This window comes from Paenibacillus sp. FSL W8-0187 (genome assembly GCF_037969755.1).
In the GTDB taxonomy this organism is placed as follows: Bacteria; Bacillota; Bacilli; order Paenibacillales; family Paenibacillaceae; genus Paenibacillus_AQ.
Genome location: NZ_CP150206.1, coordinates 1,660,864 through 1,673,842, shown reverse-complemented (window position 1 = coordinate 1,673,842; position 12,979 = coordinate 1,660,864). Strand labels below are relative to the sequence as shown.

Annotated in this window: 6 protein-coding genes and 2 pseudogenes; 2 read left to right on the top strand and 6 right to left on the bottom strand. The window is 48.4% G+C overall.

The window, feature by feature from the left end; translation table 11 throughout:
* Nucleotides 1–178 precede the first annotated feature (178 nt).
* The 5 genes and pseudogenes from MKY48_RS07190 to MKY48_RS07170 form a co-directional block, all read right to left on the bottom strand.
* Nucleotides 179–3,496: an FtsX-like permease family protein gene (locus MKY48_RS07190; protein WP_339292609.1), complete on the bottom strand. Its 3,318-nt coding sequence runs from the start codon at nucleotides 3,494–3,496 to the stop codon at nucleotides 179–181.
* 13 nt (nucleotides 3,497–3,509) lie between these two features.
* The gene (locus MKY48_RS07185) at nucleotides 3,510–4,211 is read right to left on the bottom strand and encodes an ABC transporter ATP-binding protein (RefSeq protein ID WP_071223563.1); all 702 of its coding nucleotides are present in this window, start codon (nucleotides 4,209–4,211) and stop codon (nucleotides 3,510–3,512) included.
* 375 nt (nucleotides 4,212–4,586) lie between these two features.
* Nucleotides 4,587–5,594 carry a C45 family peptidase gene (locus MKY48_RS07180; RefSeq protein WP_339292608.1) on the bottom strand — a complete coding sequence of 336 codons (1,008 nt, stop codon included), beginning with the start codon at nucleotides 5,592–5,594 and terminating at the stop codon, nucleotides 4,587–4,589.
* Nucleotides 5,595–5,724: 130 nt separating this feature from the next.
* A pseudogene (locus MKY48_RS07175) lies at nucleotides 5,725–6,206 on the bottom strand (SRPBCC family protein).
* A 65-nt stretch (nucleotides 6,207–6,271) separates the two neighbouring features.
* Nucleotides 6,272–6,595 (bottom strand): metalloregulator ArsR/SmtB family transcription factor, encoded by a 324-nt coding sequence (locus MKY48_RS07170; RefSeq protein WP_339292607.1) that lies wholly within the window; start codon nucleotides 6,593–6,595, stop codon nucleotides 6,272–6,274.
* A 463-nt stretch (nucleotides 6,596–7,058) separates the two neighbouring features.
* Here MKY48_RS07170 and MKY48_RS07165 point away from each other — a divergent pair, with 463 nt between their 5' ends.
* Nucleotides 7,059–10,520 carry a copper amine oxidase N-terminal domain-containing protein gene (locus tag MKY48_RS07165; protein WP_339292606.1) on the top strand — a complete coding sequence of 1,154 codons (3,462 nt, stop codon included), beginning with the start codon at nucleotides 7,059–7,061 and terminating at the stop codon, nucleotides 10,518–10,520.
* A 188-nt stretch (nucleotides 10,521–10,708) separates the two neighbouring features.
* A pseudogene (locus MKY48_RS07160) lies at nucleotides 10,709–10,837 on the top strand (hypothetical protein); the annotation flags it as partial.
* Between the two features lie 172 nt (nucleotides 10,838–11,009).
* Here the strand turns inward: MKY48_RS07160 and MKY48_RS07155 are convergent.
* Entirely contained in the window at nucleotides 11,010–12,938 is a 1,929-nt protein-coding gene (locus MKY48_RS07155) for a PAS domain S-box protein (RefSeq protein ID WP_339292605.1), read from the bottom strand.
* Nucleotides 12,939–12,979 lie beyond the last annotated feature (41 nt).

Genomic DNA, 12,979 nt, shown 5'->3' with positions numbered 1-12,979 from the left:
GTCTATTATAATATATTTTCTCCTATAACTTACCGGCTGATTAAAAATATCACAGGAATTCACATTTCAAAACGCAATGGTTGACATGTGTAGGGAGCTGTACACCGGAGAGGAAAAAGAGAGCCTATTCTTCAGGATTGTCTCCTCTCGAATAGGGCTCTCTTGTTGAAACATATATCTATTCCACTGATTTCAGCGCTTCAATCATATCAATCCGCTTCAGTTTGTAATGCATGGAGGCCATGACAATGGCCGAGAACAACAGTGTCAGCAGTGCCGCATAGCCGTAACTGATTCCATGGATGGCGGGACTGAACATCATCGCGTCCACTTCCGCGGTCAGGAGAACGAACCGGTGCAGGAACACGCCTCCCAGACTGCCCGCTATGATCCCCAGTACGGTCAGAATCATATTTTCGCGATAAATGTACATGGTTACTTCCTTATCATAGAAGCCAAGCACCTTGATCGTTGACAGCTCCCGTATCCGCTCAGATACGTTAATATTCGTCAGATTGTACAGGACGACAAACGCGAGCGCTGCTGCAGATACAATCAGGACAACCACCACGACGTTCATGCTGTCCATCGTATCACTAAAGGCATTGCTTACTCCACTCGTGAAGCTGACCATCGCCACCCGCTGGCTTGCGGTTAACGTTTCTCCAAGCTGGTCCTCCCACTCCGAATCGTGATTGTTGTTGTCATACGTCAGCAATTGACTGTTCACTTCCGGCGTCCCATCAAAAATCTCTTCGTAATACAGCGGCGTCATGTACACGTAGTGCAAGGCATAGTTCTCCGTGATCCCCGCCACGCGTATTTCAAAGGGTTCGTTGTCGCTGTTCTGGACGGTGAAAGTACTGCCGATCTTGAGATCAAACAGCTTGGCGAGCTTCTCGGTAATGATCGCACTGTCATCCGTCAGTGACAGTGTCTTCTCTTGCCCACGGGATTTCAGGACGATAAAGGAATCGATCTCCTCCGGCGATTGCGGCACGAACAAACTCACATCCTGGGCGTTCACCCCGGGGGCGGTCGCGGTCATCGCCTCTTGGGTCACATTCAAAATCCCCGTAATCTCCGGCGTATCCGCAATGCGCTTGTTATAATCCTCCAGCATGCTGCTATCGCCGTTATCGTCTTGAAATACAACCGTCGCTTGATGCTGCATGATCTTTCCGTATTGCAGCGGTGCGATATCCCCGATGGAATCCTTGAGACCAAAACCGGTCAGAATCAGAGCCGTGCAACCGGCAACGCCGCAGACAGTCATAAACATCCGCTGCTTGTAGCGGAACAGATTGCGGGCGGTTACTTTTCCAATAAAACCGAGTCGGTTCCACACCCAAGGCACTCGCTCCAGCCATATGCGGGATCCGTTCTTAGGCGCTCTTGGACGCATCAGGACCGAAGCGTTGCTTCGAAGTTCCACTCGCGTTGCCACATAAGCTGTCATGGTCGTACAGAGCACAGCCACGACAATCGAGATAATGCTGTAGCTGAGATAAAAACGGGTTCGCACATCCGGCAGATTATATAAAGCGCCGTAAGCATCATAGATAATCGCAGGAAACAAGGTGAAGCCGATAGCCAGTCCGGCTGCTGAGGCCGCAACACTGGCCAGCGTCGAATAGACCAGAAATTTTTTCATCACATCCCGGTTGCTGTATCCAAGTGCTTTCAAGGTTCCGATCTGCAGCCGCTGCTCCTCAACCATCCGAGTCATCGTTGTCAGGCTGACGAGGGCGGCGATCAGGAAAAAGAACACCGGAAATGCTGTTGCAATGGAAGATAAGCGGTCTGCATTATCGCTGTACTCGGTATACCCCGGATTGACGCTGCGGTCCATAACGTAGACTTTGGGCAGCTCGAGCTGATCCAGCTCCTTCTGTCCCTCAGCCACTTCCTTCTCGCCATCCGCGATTTCCCGTTCAGCTTTTACTTTTTCTTCATTAAATTTCTTTAGGCCCTCCTGGTACTCCTCCTGCCCTTCGCTAAGCTCCGCTTTCGCATCCGCGAGCTTGGCTTCCCCTGCCTGTTTAGCCGCAGCAAGCTCCTCCGTTCCTTGCTTCAACGAAGCTTCACCCTGCACAAGCTGACGCTCGGCTTCCCGAAGCTTGGCTTGTCCTTCTTTCAGCTCTGCTCGGCTTGCATGCAGCTTCTGCTGAGCGTTATCCAGCTGCAGGGAAGCTTCGTTTAAACCGCTCTGGAACGCAGAAGCAGCCTTTTGCAAAGCAGCGCCATCCAATGTGCCTCCCATGAAACCCGTAGTAGCTGCTCCTAGTTTCGGATCGGCCGCCTGAGCCGCCGAGAGCAGTTCTTGCCTCTGCTCTTCCGGTATGCCCTCCGGATCTAAACCGGAGATTTGCTGCAGCGCCTTCGCTAATTGCTGCCCTTGTGCCAGCTTTGGTGCCAGCTCCGACTTCTGTTGATCCAGTTGACTTTGACCCATCTTAAGCTGAGATTGTCCTTGCTCCAACTGCTGCCGATTCCGCTTCAGCTCCGCTCTGCCTTGGGCAAGCTTTTTGGCCGCGGAATCCAGCTTGGCTTGCCCCTGGTCCAGCTCGGTTTGAAGCTTGTTGACGCCATCGCGGTAGGATTGCTCGCCTTCATTCAGCTTGACCTTCGCATCATTTAACTTCTGCTCCGCATCGGCCAGCTGTTTCTTGGCATCCTCGATTTTGTCCATGGCCTCATCCAGCTTCTTCTGACCGTTGACACGAATCTCTGTCAGCCGCTCCTGCGGCATGGTCTCCAGTGCCAGTTCTACCGCTTCTTTGTGCCGTTTGATCTTCTCGTCATACTCAGGCGTATAGGGAGCTGATTCAGCTGTGTCTTGAAAGGTCAGGTAGGCTTCCGTATATACAGATAGTTTAAAGTCCTTCTCCGGTATAACGGCGAACACATCCGCTGTCCCCTTGCCGATGCCGCTCGTTCCCCGACTCATGCTGCTGATGAACAGCGGACTCTTCGCCCTCCCCACAACCGTGTAAGTTAGGTGGTCAAACTTTTTCTTGAGGTTGACTTCCTGATTCGGATTGGTAAAGGTAATCTGATCCCCCAGTTTAAATTCATTTCCGCGGTCTCCTGCGTCGATGACAATTTCCCCTGTGGCCTCCGGCATTCGGCCTTCTGTAAGCACATATTGATTCAGATTATTTCCTGGGTCATAGGAGAGGACCTTTGCGATCCGCCCGCTGTCACCGAGGAATACGTCTGTACTATAGCCAGGTTGAACCTCATCCACTCCGGCAACCAACTTCAGCTTCTCGATATCGCTTTGTTCGAGACCCAAGGTGGACTGAATCTTAAGATCCATCAGCTTTAAATCGCTATAGTAGTGATCCGCTGTATCCAGCATGTCAGGACCCGTGGCTTTGATCCCCGCAAAAAAACCGACGCCGAGCATAATAATGGCAAAAATGGACAGAAACCGAGCTTTTGTCCGCGATATTTCCCGGAAAATATCAGTCCACAGCGCTCTTTTCTTCATGATATGTATCTCCCTACCACTCGATGTTGTCTACAGAAACGGGGTTCGGATTCAAAACCATGTTCCGGACCTTGGCATTGTTGATCTCGATGACCCGATCCGCCATCGGCGTCAGGGCAGAATTATGCGTTATGACGATAACCGTCGTTCCGGTATGGCGGCAGGTGTCTTGGAGCAGCTTCAGCACCTGCTTTCCGGTATGGTAATCAAGCGCACCCGTGGGTTCATCGCAGAGAAGCAGCTTCGGCTGCTTGGCGAGTGCTCTGGCAATCGCTACCCGCTGCTGTTCCCCGCCGGACAGCTGTGCCGGAAAATTGTTCAGACGATTACCAAGGCCGACATCCCGTAGTACTTGTTCGGCGTCCAAAGCCCGGGGAGAAATCTGCGAAGCCAGTTCCACATTTTCTTTGGTCGTCAGATTGGGAACCAGGTTATAAAATTGAAACACAAATCCGACGTCATTGCGCCGATAGCCGGTCAACTCCTTGCTGTTAAACCTGGCAATATCCGTTCCATCCACCAGCACTTGTCCCTCATCCGCGGTATCCATGCCGCCCAATATATTCAGCACCGTGGATTTGCCTGCGCCGCTGGGACCGACTATGATCGCAAACTCGCCTTTTTCGATCTCCAGGTTGATTCCATCATTGGCTACAATGGTGGTCTCTCCCATCCGGTAGCGCTTATATTCATCCTTCATGCTCACAAAAGCCATGTTACTCCACTCCCAACTCATGGTTGCAATTTCGGCTTGAATCGTTATGTAAACTTATGTAACCCAAATGGAGGCTTAACCGGAGATCTAGCCGTAGGGCTGTTCACCGTGTATTGATACGTCCTTCGACATCTGCCGCAATCATTGTGCTATGCCTCGTATCAGTGCATTTTCCGTTGTTAGATTCCTTGTTATAGCGTTCATTCAATGAAATGGTTCTTTAATCCAGTGTAGCATAAACAAATCGGCCAAAGAAAACGCAGCAGCCCCCGCGATGGCAATGTCACAGAATGTTCCAAAATCGAAATAGCCCGAGCAGCACAAAAAAAGCGCTTCTTCACCTGCGAAGAAGCGCTTTTCTGATGGATTTAAAAGTCAATCGGTATGTCCGGTCAACTTTGCTGCCGGGATATCCTTGCCCTCGACCCATTCCCTGAACGAAAAATCAAGCGCACTGCCCTGAGCAAGCGAAGTCATGACTCTTCCTTCTTCGAAGGCGTACGAAAAGGTATGCAGCGTTCCGAACAAATCGTCGTAATCCGTAAAAAACAACGGGGACTCTCGCTCCTTAAACAAACCGAATGCTTCGGTTTGGGTCAACTGTGTGGCATTCAGGCCATCGATGTAACGTTTACGCCCAAGGGAATGCTCGATGGAAGGCCTGTTCTTACCCGTCAACGCTTCGTAATGGTTAACGCAGGCGATTGCCGCCTCCCCGCCCGCACGGGTAATGACTTGATCCGGACTTGCTTCGACAACGGCCATGTTCCCTCGTGCATCTCCTATTGAAAAGTTATAGCAAGCCGCATGGGGAATATGGCGCAGCATATAAGACGCTTCTTCTACGGTAGCGCATGATTCCAATATCATCCGAACGCCGACCCATGGCGACAGGCCCGTCCGGTATCCGTCAAAGCTCACAAAGTGCAGCCCGGCGGCAAGTCCTTGTTCATTCACCCCGTCATGCCGACCTATGGCCTGCAAATTATAACCTACGGTCGCCAAGCCTTGTTCGGGTTGAGCCGCGGTAAAATAACCATCGTAAAACGCAGGCGTAAAATCGTAATTTCTTACGTAATACGAAGGGGTAATCATCGCCGAACAGCCCATGGCCGCGATTTTTGGAACATCGTATCCCCCTAGGAGAGCGGCGGCTTTGGGAAACGGCATTTCCAAGCCTTCCGCCAGTCCTTCAAGCTCCGATAGCAGCTGTGGGGCAAACTCGTTATAGATGCTCTTCAACTGTTCCGTATCGATCTCCGGTTTGGTGGCTGCTTCAAAAGCTTTTAATATCGGTTGATTTCGCAGGCTGCGACCCAGCTTAAGCCCGTTATGATAGTTATCTTCTCTAAGCTGCATGATGTGTACCGTGTAATCCGGCATTTTAACCCCTCCACCCCGGCGATTTCCATATGGGAATATATCCCTTACCCGATTATAAATGCAATTCATCCATCTTCCAATAAAAAAGCTCCGACCCGGCATGTTTACATGCTAGGAAGGAGCAGATTTATTATACGCGGGGCAATTGTTCAAATACTTGAACGTATTGCTCATATTTTTCGGACCAGGCCTCTTTGCGCGATTCCAGCGTCCTGCCATCCAGGAGAGCCCCAATGACGTCCAGACATACGTCCCAACCGGCAATATCCTTCGGTGTATGATCCGTAATTTTCGTTATCATCTCGATCAATACCAGACGACAGCCTTCGGCCTCGGGATGCAGCTCAAAACGCACCCGGTCCTCTCCCCACGTATACTCCATACCGATAACTCCCGATAGTCCGTAATTTCAAATTCTTCGAACGTTCCGTCCTGCATATCAAATGTAATTCTGCCGCCTTGGCGCAAATCTTCCACTTTAAGCTCCGAGAACCATTGAGTCAGCTTGTCATTATCCGTCAGATAGGACCACACCTTCTCCACTGAATGCTTCAGGCGGCGTTCAAATCGGACGGTCGTTCCGAACTCGTCTTGCTGTACAACTGCCAGCATTTTTCATCCTCCTCAAGAATGTATTATTCAACATGGGTTCTTTCAATCAAATTACATTCCGATGTTCAAGGAGCTTCATCCTCATCCAGCAGTCTCTCCAGATCATCCAGCTTGTTCGTCCAGAATTGACGATAAGGCTCCAGCCAGTCATGGATTTCCTCCAGAGGCTTGGCATTCAGGCTGTACACATGCCTTTGAGCCTCTTTCCGCAGAGAGACTAGACCAGCCTCCCTCAAGATGCGCAAATGCTTTGATACGCCGGGTTGACTGAGCTGCACGAGATCTACCATCTCGCCCACCGTGTACTCTTTTACGCGCAGGTGGTCCAATATCGTCCTGCGGTTCGGTTCTGCCAATACTTCAAAAAGGTTATCGTTCAACATGTTCATTATATTACTACACAGTTATATTTCTGTAAAGTTATATAAAAAACAACACGATCTTTGAACAAACATAACACCTTCCTTATATTGAACCTATCCGCCGCTGCTCCCTCACGCCTGCCATCCCGAGAATCCCGCCGACTGGAAGTACTCGATGATTTTTATCCATCCCCGGTGGCTGGGTGCCCCCCTTCGGACTTTGATTCCAATTCCCATCAACCCCATATGCCCATCCTGCATCCGAAATATCAAAACGAACGATCCCGGCATCTTATCCATTCCTGCAGGACACTGCTTTCAATAAAGGGAAGAAAAACAGCAAACCTCTGCTGTCTCTTCCCTTCTTTATGGTCAGGTACTAAAAAATATTTTTGTATTGCCGATGTTATAGTTGAAACTTTATTCAAGGCCAATGCGTCATATTGTAGAGGAAAATAATAACAAAGCTAAATTTCAGGAGGTTGAGTGTGTGAAAAGAATATGGACTGCCTTGCTAGCAGCTATACTGTTAATTCCCATGACATTCCAATCGCAGGCACAGGCGGCAGTGAACATCAGCGTCTTGATTGACGGTGTCAAGCTGTATACGCCTCAAGCACCTATCATGATCCAAGGACGCGTCATGCTTCCGATGAGATCCATCTTCGAAGCCTTGGATGCATCGGTCAAGTGGAATCAAAAAACGAAAACCGTCACAGCGACCAAGAATGGCACAACCGTCATTCTAAAAATTAACTCCAAGACGGCCACCATCAATAACAAGACGGTAGCGCTGGATGTTCCGGCGAAAAACTTAAAAGGAAATACCATGGTTCCAGTGCGCTTCGTAAGTGAAGCCCTCGGCCAAAAAATCGGCTGGAATTCCAAAACGAAAACGGTCACCGTCAAAACAACGAACAATTCAGGCGGCGGCGGAAATAATACTGGTATCGTACCGGTGAATTATGTGACCCTTCGGGACATCGGCAACGCCGGCGACGGCCGCGATCTGCAGGTCAGCTTCTCCAAATCGTCGACCGAATCATTAATTTCGCATTACCGCGTGATGATTGTGAAGCAGTCCAAGACGTTAAACCAATCAGAGGCACAGCGCGTGTCCTCCGCAGCTTACACAACGGTGTACCCGTCCGGCTCGGATCAGACTCTGACCCTCACGTCGAGTTCAAGGGACGTGGATAATGATCTTATCCGCGATAACCAGTCTTATAAAGCTTACGTATTGGCAGTCAGCAAAACAGGCGGGACATATGCCCTTTCCTCGGCTTCGCCGTCGTTGACGCTAACCAACACCAATTCGGTGAACGGAGCAACCAACGTGAAGGCAAGCGATGTGAGCGACTACGGCGATGGCCGTGATCTGCAGGTCAGCTTCACGCGTGCCCAGAACGAGAGCAATGTAACCAACTATCGCGTATTTGCGGTAAAAACGAAGGATGTTGCCAACTTTAATCTGGCGGCAGCCAAATCCGTCCCAAGTCAGAATTATACGACGGTGAGCAAAACCAGTACGACGAATACAACGCTGTCCACGACGCTGAGTTCCTCTGCTCGTGATACTTCAAATGAGCTCATCCGCAGCGGTGTCGCTTACACTGTGTTTGTCCTATCTGTCAGCAGCAACGAGAGTGTGCTTGCAAGCAACCTGTCTTCAGGTTCGTCTTCCATCACGCTCAACACGGGAACCGCAACGGTTCCATCCATTACGCAAGTGACGGATATCAGCGATTATGGTGATGGCCGCGACCTTCGGGTAAGCTTTAACAAGGTATCCAACGAATCCAACATTCACTCTTATCGCGTGTTTGTCGTAAAGGACAGCAATTACAGCAGCTTCAACTTGAGCAAAGCCAATGCTGTGTCCAGCTACAATTACACCCAAGTCAACAAAACCGGGAATAACATCAACAACTTGACGCTGGCGTCGGGTGCTAGAGACGTAGACGGAGCAACGATTCGCAATGGTGTGTACTATCGCGTATTCGTCATGGCCGTGGACTACAATAACCCCAATAACAACGTGCTGTCCGCTCCATCGAGCTCCATCATCTTGAGTTCCAGCACCAATCTGGGCGCAGTTACCAATCTGTCCGTCACTGACGTGAACAACTACAATGACGGACGCGATCTGCAGGTGTCATTCACCCAGCCGTCTGATCGTTCTAACATCAGCTATTACCAGGTATTCGTTGTAAAATCATCTGATAGTTATTTTGATCTGAATAGAGCCAATAACTTAAACAACAGCTATTATTACACTCAAATCAATAAGAACAACAGCAGCAACTACATTACTCAAACCCTGAATTCCAACAGCCGTGATATCGATGGAGAGCTGATTCGCAATAGTGTCAGCTATCGTGTATATGTCCTGTCCGTAGGATATTCGGGCAACAATGCATTATCCAATTACTCATCGATTACGCTTGGAAACAACAATCAGGGCAATGTAAACCCTGTTTCAACGCCAACCTTGTCCATTATCGGCAATAATGGTAACGGAAGCGATCTAAAAGTCTCCTTCAATCCAGCAAATGGTGAAAACTTCATCGACCATTATCGGATTCTCGTTGTGAAGTCCTCCAAGAGCCTGACTGTGTCCCAAGCTTATGAAAACGGGAATTATACCACGGTTAACAAAACCGGCAGAACTATCACTCGAGATTTGACCAACACGACCAAGGATTCTGATGGGGATCTTATTCAAAGAGGTTCAAGCTACCGGGTGTATGTCTTGTCGGTAGGCTACTCGAATTACGGCAGAGCACTTTCATCGGTTTCTAATGCCGTTACGATTCAAGGTGTGACGGAAGTTGGTAAGGTTACGAACGTTACAGCAGCTGATGTGAGCGATAATAATAACGCAAGCGACTTGAAAGTATCGTTTACCAAGGCTGCAAATGAAACCAACATTAAGGAATATCGGATCATGGTTGTGAAGCAAGCTAACGCTGGTAACTTTAATGTAGCTCAAGCTAACAATGTATCTTACTTCGACAGAGTACCGATCGGCTCCAATTTTGAGGATGTTCTGAGAGCTGGAACAAGAGATGTTAACAATGAGCCAATACGCAATTTGGTGGATTATCAAGTATTCGTATTGTCCGTAAGCAACAATGGTTCAATAAGCAATGCCCTGTCGGCACCATCTGCACCGATTAAGCTTACGGGTAGCGCTGTAACGGTTCCTTCGGACGTGTATGCCGGGATTGAAAGCACCAACGGCAACAGCAGCGACATTGTTGTCAAATTTAATCCTTCCTCAGGAAGTGTTAAAGAATATCGAATCATGGTCGTACCGAGCAACCAAAGTTTCGGACTGGACGACGCCAACAAAGTCACCAAGGAACAATTGTATACGAAGGTATCGCCATCTCCTAACAGAATCGAGCACAAATTGTCCGCAGGTTTAGCGGACGTCAACGGTGCAGCTATCGTAACTGGTACAAAATATAGGGTTTACATCCTTGCTGTAGCTGATGGCACTGTTTCTACCAACAACAGCATCTCCAATTCTTCTTCGGAGTTCGAAATCCCGAACCCGACCCGGACAACGGGCGTTACAGCCAAGCTGGATGCAAGCGGGAAGCTTCAAGTCGATTTCAAGAAGGCGATCGATGAGCGCAGCATTATGGCATACCGCCTGTTGTTTGTAGAGAAAGACAACATCAAGAACTTCGATCTTAAAGCTGCAACGGCAGCCGCTGCGAAAGAGGATAAGAACGCAACAATAAAACCCGATGGCAAAGATATCTCGACTCTGATTGATATCCCTGCTAAAGATGCCTTCGGAAAAGACATACAAGACAATACGGAATACGCCGTTTATGTCTTGTCGGTACTGTCCAAAGATAAGAAAATCGCTTCGAGTGCTCAATCCGTAACACCTTTATCCGAAGCATCCAAAACGCTTGTTTTAATTAAAAAGCCTTAGTCGAAGGTAGAATAACACTCTATAACATAAGAGCTGTTCCTCCTGTCAAATATGACAGGAGGAACAGCTTTTTTTATCCCCTTCCACCCATCAAGCCCTCTTCTGTAACCACCTGCAGCTCATAACTAATTTCTACATGATTTTATGACGAATTATCCGGGTACTTCCAAATGGGAAAATATGATAATTTAAAGCCTACCTTTTTTAATGAGGTCAGAGACGGAGATGTGATTCTCAAGTTCCATTTTTGGAGCGGTGAGGGCATCACCTACAATCTTACAAAGAGCGGCAGCAGCGTAACCGGTAACGCCTCTTAGGACACATATATCATTAACGGCCTGTCGGGAACCTTCCCGCAGGCCGTATTGCACTCACCACCCCTACGTCCTGCGACGGCAGATGGGCAGCTGCATAATACTATTTGATTCCTAATTATTCAGCAGTGGAATGAACAAAAGCTCAAGCGACATCACTTGAGCTTTCATCTGTTTAGGCTTGAGACATATTTCGCTCAGCCAGAAACTTATCAATAATGGCCGAAATAACATTCATGCTGACAGGCTTGCTTACATACTCGTCCATGCCCATCCCTAAATATTTCTCGCGATCGCCTTTGATCGCATGGGCCGTGACGGCCACGATATAAGGCTCTTTTTCGGATGATGCCGATTCTTTTATGGCGCGGACCGCTTCCGTTCCATCCATGAAGGGCATCTGAATGTCCATGAACACGATGTCATACGAGTAACGCTCGAGGGCTTCAACCGCCTCGAGTCCATTCTGGACGGTGGTCGAATTGTATCCCAGCTTCTCAATCATTTTCTTGAGGACTAACTGATTCACCTCATTATCCTCGGCAATTAAAATTTTCAGATCGTTTCCTAAGGAGTGATTCTCGTGAACGGCCTCATTCTCCTGTTTATTGCCAGCATTCGACTCAAACGAAAAAGCAATCGTAAACGTAAAGACAGACCCCGGCTGGTTCTGATTCTTCTCATACCAGATATCTCCGCCCATCAACTGAACGAGTTTTTTACAGATCGCCAGCCCCAGTCCCGTCCCTTCCACCTTGCGGGTCATATAATGGTCCACTTGATAAAAGGGTTCAAATAGCTGCGCAACCTTCTCACTCGACACACCTATGCCCGTATCCATAACGGAGAATTGGATAAGGGCCGAGTTCCCTTGGTTCTCGACACACTGCACAGAGATGGAGACGGCGCCATTAGGTGTAAATTTAATGGCATTACTAAGCAGGTTCATTAAGACCTGCCTCAGCTTCGTCACATCCCCATACACTTGATTCGGCACGTCAGAAGCTACAGAAGTGGTCACCTCAATATTTTTCTCCAGCGCCTTCGGAAGAATCAGGTTCAATGTCTCGGACAAAGCCGTTCTTAGGTTAAATGTTTCCTCCACCAGCTCTGTTCTGCCCGATTCGATTTTTGAAAAGTCTAAAATATCATTGATGATGTTCAGAAGGGTTGTCCCGCTTTTCTTAATGATCTGTACATAGTCCCGCTGCTCCTCATCAAGCTCCGTCTCAAGTATCAGGTCCGTCATCCCGATAACACCATTCATCGGCGTACGGATCTCATGGCTCATCATCGCCAGAAACTCACTCTTGGCTTTATTTGTCTTCTCGGCTGCTTCCTTCTCGATGATGAGCCTCTTCTGCTCCGTCATGTCCTTGGCAATGATGTAAAAACCCACATTCTTGTTATGAATGACAATGGGTGCCAGTGTAGCGAGCACTTCAACCGTATGTCCGTCTTTGTGATGGATGACGTTAATGCCCTTCTCGACAGCAACATAATCAGCTGAAGCAGAAAGTACGCGGGTAAGGTTACGTTCACCGATCAAATTCGAGATCTTGGTTCCAATTAATTCCGGAATCTTATAACCAGTCAACTGCTCTGCCATCTGGTTCCCGTTAATGATCCTCCCCTCCAGATTGAAGGAGATGATCGCATCATGGTTATACTTCTTCAGCGAAGTGTAGCGTTCAATACTCTCTTGAAGCTTTCGCTCGGCTATCTTGCTCTGGGTAATATCAACAATTTGCGAAATGAAAAATAAAGGGGTTTGATCCTTTTCGTCACGAACCAGAGAAACATGCATCGATGCCCAGATGCCATGGCCGTCTCTATGTACGAATTGTTTTTCCACCGCAATAGTTGAGGACGACTCGTCCAAAGACTGATACAATTTATCTTTATTGTTAATGCAATCAGAATAAATATAATCGGTTGCCGGCTGTGACATCAATTCTTCTTCCGTGAAGCCAAACATTTTGCAAGCCGCAGGATTTACGCTGATCCAATTTCCTTCTATCGTAACCAGGGCAATGCCAATTGGAGCACTTTTGTAGACATGTTCAAACAAAGCCTGATGGCCAAAAATGTTGATATCACTCATACCCTGCACCTCCTGATACCGATTATTATACATCAGCATCT